Genomic DNA, 16418 nt, shown 5'->3' with positions numbered 1-16418 from the left:
AACATTTTAGTTTCCCAATTCCAACTGATTCTTCACAAGGTTATAGTATGCCCCTCGCTTGGCGGTCAAAGACTCATGATTGCCTACCTCAACCACTTTTCCATGATCGATGACCACGATTTGGTCGGCATTCTTCACCGTGTTTAGGCGATGAGCCACAATCACAACAGTCTTGCCCTTATAGAACTTATCCAAGTTCTCAACGATGCTTCTCTCGTTGTTGGCATCGAGCGAGTTGGTTGCCTCGTCAAGGAAGATATAGTCGGGATTCTTGTAAACCGCCCTTGCTATCAAGATACGCTGTTTCTGTCCTTGGCTCAGTCCCACGCCATCTCGTCCAATCTTGGTGTTGAACTTCAGAGGCAAGGCCATCACATAGTCCTTGATACAAGCTATCTCGGCAGCTTTCAACAACCGTTCCTTGTCTATGTCGCCATCGTCAACAGCAATGTTTCGTGCGATACTCTCCGAGAAGATGACACCGTCTTGCATGACAACGCCACATTGTCTGCGCCACCATTTCTTGTTGAGCTTGTTGATGTCGATGTTACCAATGTTGATTTGTCCTTCCAAAACAGGATAGTAACCAAGTATTAAACGAATGAGGGTGGTCTTTCCACTGCCAGATGCACCAACGATAGCTGTTACCTTGCCTTGCGGAATGTGAATGTTCACATCGTCTATGGTCTTGCGCAAGGCATGTGGGTCGTACTTGAACATGATGTTCTTAATGTCAATACCCTCACTCTTGTCCTCAATAGAAGTCTGCAAGCCTTCCTTTCCGTTCTCATCATCCACCTGGTGAATCTCGTTGATACGCTCCAAGCTAATCTTCACATCTTGCAGGGAATAGAAAAAGTTCATCAGTTGCTCCACTGGTGAGTTGAGTTGTCCGATGATATATTGTACGGCAAGCATCATACCAAGTGTCATTTGCCCATGAATCACGGCGGTTGCTGCCACTACCGTGATGATGATGTTCTTCACCTCGTTGATGAAGATACTTCCTGCCTCCTGCGTCTGTTGGAGTTTGAGTGATTTCATCTGTACACCGAAAAGGTCTGCTTGTGTGTCCTCCCATTCCCATCTTCTACGTTGCTCACAATCCTGCAACTTGATTTCCTGCATGGAGGTGATAAACTCATAAGTTTTGTTATTGTTGATGGCTTGCTGCTCAAACAATTCATAGTCGAGCACCTTTCTCCGTTTCAAGAACAAGGTCATCCATGCGCCATAGAGGATGCTTCCCAACAAAAAGATGGCAAACACCAACTTGTTATAGAAGAATAGCACCACCGAGAACACCACGAAAGTAAGCATGGCAAAGGTGATGTTGAGCGTCTGTTGCGTAAGAAAATTGTTCACACGGCTATGATCGTTCATCCTCTGCATCAAGTCGCCCATGAGCTTCGTGTCAAAGAAAGACATCGGTAGCTTCAAGAGCTTGATAAAGAAGTCACTAACCAATGAAATGTTAATACGCAGAGAAATGTGAAGCAAAAGCCATCTGCGGATAAAGTCGATTGCCGTTCTGCTGATTGTAAGCATCAACTGTCCCAACAATATAAGCCAGACAAAGCCGATGTCTTGGTTCTTGATGCCGACATCCACGATTGATTGGGTAAGTAATGGCAGAACTAGTTGCAAGAGACTTCCAACTAACAAGCCCAAGATGATTTGTCCGAAATACTTGCGGTATTTCTTCACATATCCAAAGAGAAAGCGGAAAGACCGCTTCTCTTTGATGTTCTCTTCACCTTGCATTTTATAAGTAAAGAAAACAGGAGTGGTTTCCAAGAACATAGCAATGCCCTTGTCTTCACCATTGAAGTTCGTGCTTATCCAATGTTGCTTGAACTCCTCTAACGTATAAACAATCAATCCCTTCCCTGGGTCTGCTACATAGAAGTTCTTTTCTTTCTTGACTTTATACAAGACAACAAAGTGATTTTGGTTCCAATGAAGGATACAAGGCAAAGGGACTTCACCTAGCACCATAGTTGTAGCTCTAGCGCATGTAGTACGCAAGCCAAGTGTGTTTGCTGCCTCATTGATACCTAACAGAGAGACTCCTTCCGTAGTAGCAAAACAAAGTTTCGACAGAGAATCCAAAGAGTATTCTCTGCCGAAATATTTGCATACCATTTGCAAGCAGGCTATTCCGCATTGCATAGAATCATGCTGGTAAATTATAGGAAAACGTTCCATTCTTCGTATGACTTACTTTTAAACAGTTACAATCTATCCATTTCCTTTTTCCCTGCCCCTTTACCTTTATATTTTGTTTTAACTGTATTAAACTTATATCTTACGATACATTCCACTGCCCTTACAGACGCAGCCTTTTCAATATAGACATCATTCATTCCGCTGAAAATGGTAAAAGTATTTTTGCGGGCAGTATTAAAGATGTCATTTGCAGACAACTTGACATTCCATTTTTTAGATAAGTCCTTAGCCAAAGAAAGGTTTATCTGTCCAATACTCCCCATCTTAATATTCTCACTATTTCCCTCACTACGCCAACTGTAATTTACAGTCGCCATATAGTTGTTATGGAATTTGAAAATATTATTGAACTTAACTACAACCAAAGGATCGTCCACGTGCTTTATATTCCCTCTGTAATCAATCTTGTAAAATTGCGAGACAACACCACATGCCAATACGGGATAATAGCATTTCCAAAGGAATCCTGGCATAAAAGAAGCCATTATCTGTAAGTTAGACAGACTGTTTCTAGAATTTTCCTTTTTGAGCAAAGCTATAGTCTTCGCATCATCATAGTATGTATATGATGTTATTATTTGTTTTTGCACCTTTTTATAATTAGCAGTTAATGCCAGCCAGCGATACCTCAAATTCAAAGAGATGTTGTCGCTATAGGATGGTTGCAAATACGGATTTCCACTTTGATAGAGATATTTGTTAACATAGTGAACCGTGTTGCTCAACTGAGAGTACAATGGACGATAGCATTGCTTAGAATAGCTCAGCTGCACCATAGTTTTTCCAATGGGCAGAGACAATGAAGCAGTCGGGAAAAACTTATCATAAACATGTGACTGTTCGTGATTTTTTCTGCCACCTATAAAATATTCACTGTTCACATGCTCATACCTGCCACCGATACGGAATGTTACATTGCCTAGATGCTGCATAGTTTCAACGTAATATGCCATATTCAGCTCCTGTATTTTATTGTTCTCGCCTGCCATAATGCTATTTTCACTTTCTGAATTTTCCTCACGGCTACTATTGGTGAAATCTACTCCAAAGCTAAAATTTCCTTTAAGAAATGGGTGTGACGCATATAATTCCGTTGCCATTAACCTAGCATGCCCAACATCTTTTATTCCGAAATCCTGATTGATGCCAGTCTGCTCTATAACATTTTGATTTTCACGTGTTTTTTTCCACATTAAATCAAAAGTCATTTCCAAATTCCATTTTCCCCAAACCCCATGGCAATATCCATCTAACAAATGTTCCAAATCTCTTAATTTGATATCCTTGTATGCAGAAGTCTCACTTTCAATTACATCATCAGAATATAATGATGACATAATGCTCGAATTGGTCTTTGTTGGAGCATAAGACACTTGGTAAAATGCGCCAAATGAGAGTTTTGGAGACGAGGAAAAATCAAATCCCCATTTACCATCAATCAACTTTGAGTGCTGTGTCGATTTCATAGTCGTATTCTGCTGATGATGTGACGAGAGCCATGAATTCTGAACATTTTTACTAGAGTTCGTATTCTTGCCTTTCTCAAATCCCAACATTCCAAAAACATCCAAATTGTCAATTCTATAGTTCAAGTCCAAATTGTCTTTGCCATACAGATAATTACGATAACCAATAGTAGCGATGTTATCAAAGGAGAAACCATCCCCAACCTTTTTAATGGTTGTTATCTTTATGATGGAACCTACGGTTGATGCATAACGTGAACTTGGATTCGTTATAACTGTTATCTTATCTATTTGGTTAGCCTTCAATTGCTCAACTTCTATATTATTGCGGACAATATGTCCATTAATATAGAAGACTGGTTTTCCCTTGCCAAAAACTTCAATGGAACCATTATTATTCAGTACACCAGGCAACATACCCATAACGTCTTTTGCAAAACCAAGTTTTTCCAAAACGGTACCTTTGACTTCTGTCACAAAGCCTTCGCTGTTCAACTTTGCCAAAGGGCGGGTTGCTCTAACAACAACCTCCCTTAATTGCAAAGTATCCTTTCCGAAATTTTGGTCAGCGATACCAGTCTGAGCTAGAACGATTTGTGCCCAAGCCAAATGAAATAAAAAAATTAAAAGTCTTCTCATCTAAATAAATCATTTCGTCCTTACTTTTGGTTATTATAAGGACATTTTACATCTGGGTAATACCATTTTTGTGAGCCATATTTTCGTATTATATCTCTATAGCATACTTGTCTAAATGTTCTACACTCTTTGAACTTACCACAGCTGTGACACAAAGAATCTTCAGGGAAATCCTCTTGCTTAATCTCATAAAGAGACTTAGCTTCTTTTGAATTCCAAATTTCCAAGATGCTATTGGATTTAACATTTCCAATAATAAATCGTTTATTCCAATATAGCTGTTCACATATAGTAACTTGTCCATCTGGTAAGATGTACAATGAAGAGAATAAACCGCTACAAAATGCTCTATTGAAGAACTTCTTCTCCGCTTTTTTCAATTTATCTTTCGAATCCATGCTAGGCTTTTTTTGCTCTCTTTGTGGAAAATGAATAGATATATTTGTTGTTTTTGAAAGTTCTTCTAAATAGTTGACAATATTGTTAAAAGAAAGTGTGTCAATCTCTATCTGGCTATACTCTGTCCTAGGATATAAAGTTTCCTCTCCTTTTACGACATGCCAATCCTCCAGATGATTTAGTTCTTTAAGAAAATTATATAGAGAACGCATATCATCAATCTCTTTTGTATATCTAGTCAAAACGGAATGTACTTTTATGAGAATCCCATATTTGTCTAATAACTTCAAACATTCCTGCATTTCTTGAACATATCCTTTTCTTACATTGATGGATTCTATCAAATGTTCTTCAATGCAAGAGTCTAAAGAGATTTGAATGTCACGAACTTTTAACTCTGCTAAATATTGAATATCCACTTCTTTTAATGGCATTTTTGTGGAAAGGTATGGATTATAACCATATTTTCGTAATTCCGCCAGTACCTCTCTCCAATATTTATACAAGAAAAATTCACCACCAATGACATCAAAGGTGTTTACATTTAACTTGTATGCCTCATGGATAAGTTTTTTAATTCGGTCAAGTGATATTGTGCAATTAGCAATGTGGGACTTATCCTGGTAACAGTATATACAATTTGTTACACATACATTATTGACCATTAATGTTATTGTAGAAGGAGTCAAATGCCTTTTCATTACCAAATCGATATGCTCATATTTGAAAGAATCTGGAGAATATCGTTTAATGACTTGTAATTTTGAGACAGAGACTATCGTATATGGAGGAAAAACTGAAATTCCATCCTTTCCTTTTAATACCACTTGGTTAGGATTATCAACCAAGGTTTCAATGAATTTAGAAACTAATTCTTTTGGGACAGATAAGTATGATGCCGCAGCATTTACGCAATCATCCATAGCCTTTCCATCTATAAAACATAATATCATAGCATAAATTGGATGAATAATATTTGTAAAAGAATCGCCTTGTTCTGCAAATAAATTTCGTCCAACTAGCGAGGCTAAAATGAGAGTTCTCCCCTCATCTGGTTTCAATACATAATTTTGATTAAATGTAATATATCTCATTTTTTCTAATTAGCACATAAAAATAAAAATAAGTCAAGATGGCAATTAAGCTGCCATCTTGACAAAACCAATTCACATTATTTACGCAACATCACTTACGCAAACTGCACATGCGCTGGTACAACCAACACAAGAATCGCAAAAAGTACATGTTTGTTGAAAATGATCATTTTCAACAGCTCCCGCCTTTACCTCAAACATTTGAGATTCAGACAACAACTCTTTTGCTTCTAAAGAATACTTTTCCATATGACATTCTTCTTTTATTATGCGACATTAAGTAGGTCAGTTTCACTATAATTACCTGCAAAAGTAGTTTTATTTATTGAACTAAAAAAACTTTTTATGGATGTTAACATCAAAATTAACATGAATTATACTAAAAACTATGTTGTACGTGATTATACTTTGCATAATAACGCTAAAACAACATTTTCACTTACTTTTTTTACGGTTTACCTGCATCTTTATTCTATTTGAATCATTAATAAGTTGTCTTGCTACACTATCTTTATAGAATGCAATCTCAATCATTTTGTGGTAGTGATAGACGGAATCTTCATACACATCAACTTGAGTTCTTAATTTATCAATTATGTCTTCGTCTCGTTGGACATTGAAATGTTTTTCGATGTAGCGAATGTTCGGGTCGTCAGATGGAAGAACCATTTTCAATGCCCTATATTTCAAGTCTGCCTCCTCCCAATCTTGATGCTCTCGCCATTGGGTGAGATTGCCCCAAATGGAGAGGACAAGAGATAGAGCCAAGCCACCTGTGAAAAGAAGAACATTCTTTGAGGTTGGCTCGAAGCGATGGGTTACAACCTTCTTTTGAGGTGATTTGTTCATCACTTCAAGTTTATCTTGCAATGCCTTCGAGGAAACATCATTCTCTTGTCTCATCTGCTTGACAGCGTCAACCAAGAGCTTGCTTCGCTGCTCATTTTTGCCAAGTTCAACCTTAATAAGGTCAGCAAAAACGACAATGGCATCTCTTAATTTGGAAATTTTACCTCTGACTTCCTCTTCTTTGATAAACATCGCATTGATTGACTTATCCAACTTGGTTATGTCATTACTTGCAGGAACGGTTTCCGCTCCTGCGTTCTTTGTGGAGACAGAAAGTTCATCAACTTTCTGCTCCAATCTCTCAACTGTGCCGTAGATGGCTTCTAATAGTTCTTCTTTCATGTTCGATTCTATTTTTAAGTCTGTAACTTGCATCAAAGGCTGAAGCCCTTTCTGCGTTTTCTCTTTTTCTTCTTGGCGGATTCATCCTCTGGGAATGGCTCATAAGTTTGGGCATTAGACGGAGCGAACAAGCCGATGGAAGAAATACCACTCCAAGGGTCTTGGGTATGTTCTGCCGTTGGTTGAGTCAGTTCTACTTGGTGACAACTTGGTTGTCCTCCCTGCATAGATTCGGATCTTGGCGATACACGATTATACTCAGTGCCAAGTCTTACATCCAACTTGTATAACTTACCGAGTATGGCTGTTATAGGTTGTCGCCTCGTTTTATTGGCTATACCGAGTTGGTCGTGTTTGCCGAGTGTTCTCTGTATGGTCTGTATAGCTTGCTGTCGTCCGTGGCATTGTAGAGCGGAAGAATCTTCTCGGCTATCGGATGGAGTGGCACGAAGAACTCCACGCCTGTTTTCTCTCTTTCCTTGCGGATGAACTTCCTACCCTCGGAGTTCTCACTGATATGGTGAGGGTACAGTTTCTTTACATCTATATAGGATAAGGAGGTGAGCGAGGCAAAAAAGAAACATCTGCGTGCAAGCTCCGTTCGCTCGTCAGCCATCGGGGTAGAGAGCATCTTGATGAAGTCTGCCTTGCTGATATGGGTCATCTTCGGGGCTGCCTTCTTCTCATACCCTATCTTGGCTATGGGATTGAAGCGGATAATGCTCCTGTCCACTGCCTTGTACATCAACATGTTCAACCAGAGAAGGCAATGGTTCACGTAGCTGTCGATACGTCCCTGGTCTCGTTTCAGGAATAGCTTGTATTCCTCCCCGAAATTCTCGTCTATGTCCTCAAAGGCGATGCGGAACATCTTCTGGAAGAGCGACACATAGATGGTGATGGTTCCTGATGAAAAGCCTTTCTCGTCAAGCAAGTAATGGTGAAAGTCACTGATGAAAGGCTCGGTCAGCTGTCCGAAAGCCAAATCAGTCAACCTATACTTCTCCCCGATGAACTCAGCGAGATTCTTGCGAATCTTTCTGTAAGTCCAGACACTGCTCTTCGACATATCGATGCCCTCATGGGTGCTGAGTTCACTGATATGCTCGTCCACGAAGGAGAGAAGGGTGGTCTGTGTCTTGACGCAGCCCTGCAAGGCCTCCTTGACATCCTTAGCCTCGAAGTCCGTTCTCTTTTCCACAAGCACATCGAAAGCCTTTTGGATGGAAAGCAACTACTGCTCGATGTCCTTGTTGGTCTCCACGGCTTCCTTGCTCTTGCCCTCCAATCGGCTGGCACGAGGATTCCAAAGCGATGGAGTGCAAGACAACTTGCAGGAGAACTGCGCCATAGTCCTGTTCACCGTGATGCGTCCCATGATGGGAGCCTTTCCATTCTTGTCCATTCCGCTCTTTTTTAGGTAGAGCAACACCTTGGATTTTTCGATTTTCATAACGCTTACATTTTGAGTGTGCAAATATAATCATTTTGTAAGCGTTCCTTGATACGCAAAACATTGAGAATCAGCGCAATAAAATCCGTTGATGCACAAAGTTGCCTTTCCGCATTGTTACCTGCTTTGCATAGGTAACTGTGGCTCACGATTTAGTAACTGAACTACTTCAATATTCCTCACTCGCTTGCTTTATGCCGATTTGGCAACTTTGTGCAAATCTACACATTCCCAACTGTTTACGTTCCAACCTCTCTTATTCTCCTTTGGCTGCTTTAGAGCTTTATGTTGGGAGTTATAAAACTATGACTTGTTTTTGTTAACATTGAAATTTTTCGATGAAAACCTTTGCATATATGCATTTTTCTTCGTAACTTCGCAGCGGAATATAAAAAAAGAAAAGCTATGGAAGAGATTAGAAAATATCCGGTGGGCATACAAACCTTCTCTGAGATACGAGAAGAAAACTATGTGTATGTGGATAAAACTAAGTATATTGTGGATTTCATAAGAAATGGATCCAAATATCTGTTTCTGAGTCGCCCAAGACGATTCGGAAAGTCTCTTTTTGTCTCTACGCTTCAGGCTTATTTTGAAGGAAGAAAGAATCTGTTTGATGGGCTTGCCCTTGGGGATTATGAGAAGGAATGGGTAAAGTATCCGGTTTTTCATTTTGATATGAGTACGGCAAAGCACATGAATCCTGCTGACTTAATCAATGAATTGGAAGGTAAGCTAAGCCAGTTGGAACAAATCTATGGTACGGAAGATTGGGCTATTAAGGCTAATCAGCGTTTGGAATGTCTGGTAAAACGTGCTTATAAGCAGACGGGGCAGAAGGTAATCATTCTCATTGATGAGTATGATGCTCCATTGCTGGATGTCGTGCATGAGAAGGAAAATCTGGTAGAACTCCGTTTGATCATGAAGAACTTCTATAGTCCTATTAAATACTTGGACCCTTGGTTGCGATTCGTCTTTATTACTGGTATTACCAAGTTCTCTCAATTAAGTATCTTTAGTGAAATCAACAACCTGGATAATATCAGCATGTTCGACCAGTATTCTGCTATCTGCGGTATTAGTAAGACGGAACTTCTGAATGATATGAAGCCAGATGTGGAGTTGTTGGCAAAGCATTTAGGCAGAACCTTGGAAGAAACAATAGGTGAACTTACGTCATATTATGATGGCTATCATTTCAGTGATCATTCAGAAGATATATTCAATCCTTTCAGTCTTGTGCAGGCCTTGAAGAACAAAAAGGTTTCGGCTTATTGGTTCAGTTCCGGTACGCCAAGTTATCTCATCAAGACTTTGCAGAAGTATCATGTGGGAGTGATGGATATTGAGCAGAAAAGTGTAGGGGTTGATGACTTTGATGTTTCGCCAGAGCAGATGACTTCAGCGCTTCCTTTGCTCTACCAGAGTGGTTATCTTACCATCAAGAAGTATAATCCGCTGTTGCAATGCTATCAGCTGGGTTATCCTAACAGGGAAGTGCGCATAGGAATGGAAATTATGATAGCCAAAAGCGAACGATAGGGGATTGGAAGATTGAAGAAACATAAAAAATAGAAGATTTTGAAGGAAAGCCTCGGCTACTTTGATGTAGTCGGGGCTTTTTGAAACCTACATCATTTTTATATAATAAACTGGGTAACAAATATTATGTGAGAAATGATGTAAAACGTTTGGCGGTTTGAGCAATTTTCGGTATTTTTGCACTGAGATCATTTTAATTTACTGAGCCCTCTTTAAACAAGCCTTACTTTTTAAAGTGGGCTCAGTAAATGACAAAGGTGACTCTTTAAACTTAAAGGTTATATTAATATGGTTGTTAAGAGATTTTTTATAAGTATATCGGTATTATTCTTTTATGCACTTTTATTGCAAGCTAAGAATGAGGTTATAGATCATGGGCAATTTTTGTGCTCATATTATTATTGTTATTCGAAAGATACGATAAAGAATGATGAGAAAGGAGAAGATTTACTCTATCTGCAAATCGGAGCGGAGTGTTCTAAATGCTATAGCTATTATACTTATCAGTGTGATTCTCTGATGGCTTCTCCTAATGGCGATAAACTATGGGATGGCTTATCAAAGTGTTCGTTCGGCAGCATTCTTCAGTCATACCAATACTTCGCTCGGCTTTTTCCTCAAGCCTTTTACCGTAATGATGAAGGTAGGCTTGCAGGTATTGAGCAGAACGATGAAGAGTCATCTGGAGGGAGTACCCGATTCCCTGGGTAATATGCGCAATCAGTTGGGCATGACCTTCTTCCGTGCCTATGCATCGCCGGAGGCAGAGTATAACCAGGGTGGCTGGCATATCCGTTTCCAGATGCCTATCACCTTTACACCTTATTATTATAATGATAAGTTGATGGGAGCGAAAGAGAATGCCAGCAAGACACAGGTTGCTCCTCAACTCAGCGTGAGCTATTTCCTTACAGCCCGTTTGCAGGCTACGCTTTCCGGTGGAATCGCTCAGCGGGAAGTGGATGAACAGAATTTCTATCAGGGTCTGCTGATGCGTGATTACCGTAATCTTTATACGGGTTTTGTGGATTATACCGCCGACAAGAGCAAGCAGGTTTCCTTCAACATCAACTATAAGCGTCCTCTTGCTACCATCTTTGCCAATGCCTACATCCGCAAGAGCTGGTCCGACAGTCATCTTACGGTGGCTCGTGATTTTGTGGGTGATTATATCATCAACTCCTATTTCTCCAACAGCAGCAGTTCTGAAAACCTGATGGCTGGTGGAAAGGTAAGTAAGGGATTGGGATTCATGCATGGACTCGTTAGCGTAGGTTTTGATTATCTGAGGTTTGATGGCTTCCTGCGTCAGAACGATTCTCCTTCAGCCTATTCATCTGATAACTATATGTTGTCGGCAAAATGGAGTGGTCGTCCTGTGGATTGGTTCAATTTCACCTATGAGCTGAACTGGGATAAGGATAAGATGGTATTGAAGAATTTGGGTTTTGATTCTTCCTCTACCAATCTTGCCCAGAATCTCACTTTCAACTTCCAGCCATTGAAGTCATGGTTCATCAAGTTGCATGGAGAGCATTATCGCAATCAGATAGCAGATCATCAGCACAAGAATCTTACTCTTGCCGATGCATCCACCAGTTATGGCTTCAGGAATGGTATGGAGTTGAGTTTGACTGCGCTTAATCTTTTCAATCAGCGCACCTACGGCTATACTGTTTATTCTGGGTTGACCCGTACGGGCAAGGAGTATCAGTTACGAGGTAGGACAATACTGATGTCTATGTTCTTTCATTTTTGATGATGGAGGCAACAGTTCTGCCGTTTCTGAAAAGAATTTCCGGTAGATTTGGTTAAATATCAAAAATTATAAATGTAATTGTAATAAGAGTTTTTATAATTTTTGTACCTTTGCACCCAAACGAAGAAAAAAGAATCAATGAGCAAAGGAAAATTAGCTAAGTTTGCGGATATGGAGCGTTTCGAGAACGTGTTCCAGTATCCATATAGTGTTGTAGATGACGTGCCTTTCGATATGAAGGGCAAGTGGCGTGAGATGTATTTCCACAATGATAATCCTATCGTGCTGGAGTTGGGATGCGGCAAGGGTGAATATACCGTGGAACTTGCCAAGCTCTATCCTGAGATGAACTTCATCGGTGTGGATATTAAGGGTGCACGTATGTGGACCGGTGCCAAGAAAGCGATAGAGGAAGGACAGAAGAACGTGGCTTTCCTCCGTACCAACATCGAGATTATCGACCGCTTCTTTGCCGAGGATGAGGTGCAGGAAATCTGGCTCACCTTCTCTGACCCTCAGATGAAGAATCCTCGCAAGCGTCTTACATCTACATACTTCATGAACCGTTATCGCCACTTCCTCGTGGATGGCGGCATCATCCATCTGAAGACGGACTCCAACTTCCTCTTCACCTATACTACTTATATGGTGGATGGCAACCATCTGCCTGTGCTCTTCCGTACCGAGGACCTCTATCATCAGGAGGGTATCGATGAGGAAACCCGTAAGATTCTCTCTATTCAGACCTATTATGAGAGTATGTGGATAGAGCGTGGCTTGAACATCAAGTATCAGAAGTTCGCCTTGCCACGTGAGGGCGAGCTGGTGGAACCTGATATTGAGATTCCGCTGGATGATTATCGCAGTTATCGCCGTGATAAGCGAAGCTCAAAGGATACAGCGAAGTAAGTTATCGCATTATATATCTAAAAACGCCCAACTGCTGATATGTGGTCGCACATCAGCAGTTGGGCGCTTTTCTTGCCGTTATCGGCAAAAAAGAGGGAGGATAATCGCTTTTTTCGTTGTTTTCTTGCCGTTATCGGCAAAAAAAGTGTTATATTTGCAGTCGAAATACAAACGTAAACTTGCCGATAAAATATGGATTATATATCAGTGAAAGAGTTTGCGCAGAAGTATGGGGTATCAGAACGAACTGCGCGTAATTATTGTGCTTCCGGGAAAATTGAGGGAGTAGTGTTGGTGGGAAAGACATGGAATATTCCTGCCGATGCAACCTTGCCTATGCGTAAATCCAAGAAGCAACAGGTTTCTCCTCTTCTTTCTATCCTTCGGGAACAGAAGAATATGAAGCTGAAAGGAGGCATTTATCATCGTACTCAAATAGACTTAACCTATAATTCCAATCATATAGAAGGAAGCAGGTTGTCGCATGAGCAGACCCGTTTTATTTTTGAAACCAATACGATAGGTATTACAGACCAAAGTGTAAGGGTGGATGATATCATTGAGACAACCAATCATTTCAGGTGTATCGATTTGATTATCGAGCAGGCTGATGAGAAGTTGACCGAAAACTTCATCAAGAAACTTCATCTTATTCTCAAGTCAGGAACTTCTGATAGCACCAAAGATTGGTTTATGGTGGGAGATTACAAACGCTTTCCAAATGAAGTGGGGGGAATAGAAACTTGTGAACCGGAAATGGTACACAAGGAGATGGTAAGATTGCTGAAGGAGTATAATGCCAAGAAAGAAATAACGCTGGAAGATATTATCGATTTCCATCAGCGCTTTGAGTCTATTCATCCTTTCCAAGACGGTAATGGAAGGGTGGGGCGACTGATTATGTTCAAGGAGTGCCTAAGCAATGGTATCGTTCCGTTTATCATCACAGATGAGTTGAAAATGTTTTATTATAGAGGATTGCACGAATGGAATCATATTAAAGGTTATCTGATGGATACTTGTCTTACAGCACAGGACTTCTATAAGCGTCTGCTTGATTACTTCCAGATTAAATATCAGGACTAGCCTTAGGTTAGGGATATGTATAGTATGTTATTCTCTTACTATATCTTTTGTTAAATCCGGGAATAATCTTGTTGAATTCAAGAAAAAAAGGTGGAAATGCTTGGTGTTTCCACCTTATTTTATTAAATTTGCAGCAAGTTTTTAAAGAAATGCAGTATTCTAAATGACTGCATGAACCTGAAGAAAAAACTAACAGAATAGTAATGACTAACTAAATAAACGACAAAATGATGAACTACAAGAAATTGGCTCTTACCGTTGCGGCTGGAGCGATGGCAACAACAATGATGGCGCAATCAGCACCTCAGTTGAATGCCAACAACATCGATGAAGTAATCAAGGCGATGACCTTGGAAGAGAAAGCCCAAATCTTAGTGGGTGGTGGTAACGATGGATTCGTGGGCAGTGGCGCTATGCTCGGACACCAGAAGAAGTTCGTGCCGGGTGCTGCGGGTACTACAGTAGCCATTCCTCGTCTCGGTATTCCTACAACTGTTCAGTGTGATGGTCCTGCCGGAGTTCATATCGATGCTCATCGCAAAGGTGACAGCCGTAGCTACTTTGCCACCGGTTTTCCTATCGGAACCTGTCTGGCTTCTACCTGGAACACTGACTTGGTACGCAAGGTGGGTGAGGCTATCGGTAACGAAACCCTGGAGTATGGCTGTGATGTTGTGCTCGGACCGGGTATGAACCTGCATCGCAATCCGCTCTGTGGTCGTAACTTTGAGTATTATTCAGAAGACCCAATCGTAACAGGTCTTATCGGAACCGCCTTTGTACAGGGTGTGCAGAGTCAGGGCGTGGGCGTGAGTGCCAAGCACTTTGCCGTAAACTCTCAGGAAACTGACCGTACCAAGGTGGATGAGCGATTGAGCCAGCGTGCTCTCCGTGAGTTGTATCTGAAGGGTTTCGAGATGATGGTTCGCAAGAGCAATCCTTGGACTATCATGTCTGCCTATAATAAGATTAATGGTGTTTATGCCCAGGGCAACAAGGGGCTCTTGACTGATATTCTCCGCAACGATTGGGGATATAAGGGAATCGTGGAGACCGACTGGATAGGTAAGCGTGCCGACCTTCCTCTGGAACAGGAAGTTGAGGCTGGCAACGACCTGATGATGCCAGGTTATCCAGCACAGGTGCAGGATATTGTTGATGCCGTAAAGAATGGCAAGCTGGATATCAAGGATGTAGACCGCAATGTTCGCCGTATGCTCGAATATATCGTGAAGACTCCTCGATTCAAGGGATATAAATATAGTGGTGAGCCAGACTTGAAGGCTCATGCAGCTATCACCCGTCAGAGTTCTACCGAGGGTATGGTGCTCCTGAAGAATGATGCAGCTCTTCCTATCCAGGGCTTGAAGACCGTGGCACTCTTCGGTGTCAACTCTTACGACTTCATGTCGGGTGGTCTTGGTAGTGGAGCCGTTAATGTAGGCTATTCTGTAGATATGGTTACCGGTTTGAAGAACATCGGCGTGGCAACTACTCCTCAGCTTACGGAAATCTATCAGAATTATGTGAAGTATGCCAAGGCTAAGTTGAAGGCAGACAAGAATCCGATGATGTGGTTCCTGGATCAGGGGCAGCCAAAGCTCGATGAAATCGAGATTACTGAGCGCTGTGTAGCTGGCGAGGAGCCAAAGGCAGATGCTGCCATCATCACCATCGGCCGTCAGGCAGGTGAGGGAATGGATCGCCAGATCAATGGTGAGTTCAACCTCAGTCAGATAGAGCAGGATATGATTTTCCGTGTATCTGATGCTTTCCATGCCAAGGGCAAGAAGGTGATTGTCATCATCAACTCTGGTTCTGTGATGGAGACAGCCAGTTGGAGAGACCGTGTGGATGCTATTCTCGTAGCTTGGCAGCCAGGTATCGAGGGCGGTAACTCTGTAGCTGATATCCTGACCGGTAAGGTGAATCCATCGGGTAAGTTGACCATGACCTGGCCTATCGCTGCTACCGATCATCCATCTACTGCCAACTTTGCCAAGGATTACGATATGTACACCTACAAGAATCTGCTGGATTGGAGCAAGGGCAACATCAAGGGTTACGACTATAGCAACCACGAGGAGGATATCTATGTAGGTTATCGCTACTTCGACACCTTCAAGAAGAATGTGGCTTATCCATTCGGTTATGGTTTGAGCTATACTACCTTCGAGTTTGGCAAGCCATCAGTCAAGGCTAAAGGCAACAATATTGAGGTTAGCGTAACTATCAAGAATACCGGTAAGGTTGCCGGCAAGGAAGTTGCTGAGGTTTATGTCACCGCTCCTAAAGGTGCTTATGAGAAGCCAGCCAAGGAACTCAAGACCTTCGGCAAGACCAAGTTGCTGAATCCAGGTGAGAGCCAGACTTTGAAGATGACCCTCGAAAAGCGCGATCTTGCCAGCTTCGATGAGGTCAACAGCCAGTGGAAGGTAGATGCAGGTAACTATCTCTTCAAGGTAGGTAGCGATGTGGAGAACATTAAGGGTACTGCTACATTGAAGGTGGCAGAATATACCGAGAAGACAAGCAATGCTTGCGCTCCTAATGTTCAGTTGAACTATCTGAAGCAGAAGTAGTCTATGTAAATAATATTCTAGAAAGAGATAATCTAGAAAAAACTCCCGGAAAATGGGGGAAGAAGA

General features: G+C 41.4%; 11 protein-coding genes and 1 pseudogene. 5 read left to right on the top strand and 7 right to left on the bottom strand.

The genetic code is table 11. The annotated features are described in order from the left end of the window. Window positions 1-6 precede the first annotated feature (6 nt). From ACQRBJ_RS02135 to ACQRBJ_RS02105, 7 genes and pseudogenes are all read right to left on the bottom strand, one after another. Window positions 7-2208, bottom strand: a complete 2202-nt coding sequence (locus tag ACQRBJ_RS02135; protein ID WP_445302744.1) for a peptidase domain-containing ABC transporter — start codon at window positions 2206-2208, stop codon at window positions 7-9. 26 nt (window positions 2209-2234) lie between these two features. Then, window positions 2235-4334, bottom strand: a complete 2100-nt coding sequence (locus ACQRBJ_RS02130; protein ID WP_445302743.1) for a TonB-dependent receptor domain-containing protein — start codon at window positions 4332-4334, stop codon at window positions 2235-2237. Window positions 4335-4354: 20 nt separating this feature from the next. Next, on the bottom strand, window positions 4355-5827 hold the full coding sequence (locus tag ACQRBJ_RS02125) for an SPASM domain-containing protein (protein WP_445302742.1): 1473 nt from the start codon (window positions 5825-5827) through the stop codon (window positions 4355-4357). Between the two features lie 81 nt (window positions 5828-5908). Further along, window positions 5909-6076 carry a hypothetical protein gene (locus tag ACQRBJ_RS02120; RefSeq protein WP_445302741.1) on the bottom strand — a complete coding sequence of 56 codons (168 nt, stop codon included), beginning with the start codon at window positions 6074-6076 and terminating at the stop codon, window positions 5909-5911. 186 nt (window positions 6077-6262) lie between these two features. Then, the gene (locus ACQRBJ_RS02115) at window positions 6263-7018 is read right to left on the bottom strand and encodes a hypothetical protein (RefSeq protein ID WP_445302740.1); all 756 of its coding nucleotides are present in this window, start codon (window positions 7016-7018) and stop codon (window positions 6263-6265) included. A 32-nt stretch (window positions 7019-7050) separates the two neighbouring features. Next, window positions 7051-7245 carry a hypothetical protein gene (locus ACQRBJ_RS02110; RefSeq protein WP_445302739.1) on the bottom strand — a complete coding sequence of 65 codons (195 nt, stop codon included), beginning with the start codon at window positions 7243-7245 and terminating at the stop codon, window positions 7051-7053. 137 nt (window positions 7246-7382) lie between these two features. Next, window positions 7383-8471: pseudogene (locus ACQRBJ_RS02105) on the bottom strand (phage integrase SAM-like domain-containing protein); the annotation flags it as partial. Between the two features lie 405 nt (window positions 8472-8876). Here ACQRBJ_RS02105 and ACQRBJ_RS02100 point away from each other — a divergent pair. From ACQRBJ_RS02100 to ACQRBJ_RS02080, 5 genes are all read left to right on the top strand, one after another. Next, complete coding sequence (locus tag ACQRBJ_RS02100; RefSeq protein WP_445302738.1) at window positions 8877-10016, top strand: AAA family ATPase; 1140 nt, start codon at window positions 8877-8879, stop codon at window positions 10014-10016. A gap of 550 nt (window positions 10017-10566) precedes the next feature. Further along, the gene (locus tag ACQRBJ_RS02095) at window positions 10567-11775 is read left to right on the top strand and encodes a hypothetical protein (RefSeq protein ID WP_445302737.1); all 1209 of its coding nucleotides are present in this window, start codon (window positions 10567-10569) and stop codon (window positions 11773-11775) included. 138 nt (window positions 11776-11913) lie between these two features. Further along, the gene (gene trmB, locus ACQRBJ_RS02090) at window positions 11914-12684 is read left to right on the top strand and encodes a tRNA (guanosine(46)-N7)-methyltransferase TrmB (protein WP_022121261.1); all 771 of its coding nucleotides are present in this window, start codon (window positions 11914-11916) and stop codon (window positions 12682-12684) included. A gap of 192 nt (window positions 12685-12876) precedes the next feature. After that, window positions 12877-13770 (top strand): Fic family protein, encoded by an 894-nt coding sequence (locus ACQRBJ_RS02085; protein ID WP_441934309.1) that lies wholly within the window; start codon window positions 12877-12879, stop codon window positions 13768-13770. A 230-nt stretch (window positions 13771-14000) separates the two neighbouring features. Then, window positions 14001-16352 carry a beta-glucosidase family protein gene (locus tag ACQRBJ_RS02080; RefSeq protein WP_445302736.1) on the top strand — a complete coding sequence of 784 codons (2352 nt, stop codon included), beginning with the start codon at window positions 14001-14003 and terminating at the stop codon, window positions 16350-16352. The last annotated feature ends 66 nt before the right edge of the window (window positions 16353-16418 follow it).

The sequence above is a fragment of the Prevotella sp. SGI.167 genome, from assembly GCF_050313615.1.
GTDB lineage: Bacteria > Bacteroidota > Bacteroidia > Bacteroidales > Bacteroidaceae > Prevotella.
This window is presented reverse-complemented; position numbering and strand designations above follow the sequence as displayed.

Excerpts from the sequence above, each read along its gene's own strand:
- ACQRBJ_RS02135 (WP_445302744.1), bottom strand. The coding sequence starts at position 2,208 with ATGGAACGTTTTCCTATAATTTACCAGCATGATTCTATGCAATGCGGA.
- ACQRBJ_RS02130 (WP_445302743.1), bottom strand. The coding sequence starts at position 4,334 with ATGAGAAGACTTTTAATTTTTTTATTTCATTTGGCTTGGGCACAAATC.
- ACQRBJ_RS02125 (WP_445302742.1), bottom strand. The coding sequence starts at position 5,827 with ATGAGATATATTACATTTAATCAAAATTATGTATTGAAACCAGATGAG.
- ACQRBJ_RS02120 (WP_445302741.1), bottom strand. The coding sequence starts at position 6,076 with ATGGAAAAGTATTCTTTAGAAGCAAAAGAGTTGTTGTCTGAATCTCAA.
- ACQRBJ_RS02115 (WP_445302740.1), bottom strand. The coding sequence starts at position 7,018 with ATGAAAGAAGAACTATTAGAAGCCATCTACGGCACAGTTGAGAGATTG.
- ACQRBJ_RS02110 (WP_445302739.1), bottom strand. The coding sequence starts at position 7,245 with ATGCAGGGAGGACAACCAAGTTGTCACCAAGTAGAACTGACTCAACCA.
- ACQRBJ_RS02100 (WP_445302738.1), top strand. The coding sequence starts at position 8,877 with ATGGAAGAGATTAGAAAATATCCGGTGGGCATACAAACCTTCTCTGAG.
- ACQRBJ_RS02095 (WP_445302737.1), top strand. The coding sequence starts at position 10,567 with ATGGCTTATCAAAGTGTTCGTTCGGCAGCATTCTTCAGTCATACCAAT.
- trmB (WP_022121261.1), top strand. The coding sequence starts at position 11,914 with ATGAGCAAAGGAAAATTAGCTAAGTTTGCGGATATGGAGCGTTTCGAG.
- ACQRBJ_RS02085 (WP_441934309.1), top strand. The coding sequence starts at position 12,877 with ATGGATTATATATCAGTGAAAGAGTTTGCGCAGAAGTATGGGGTATCA.
- ACQRBJ_RS02080 (WP_445302736.1), top strand. The coding sequence starts at position 14,001 with ATGAACTACAAGAAATTGGCTCTTACCGTTGCGGCTGGAGCGATGGCA.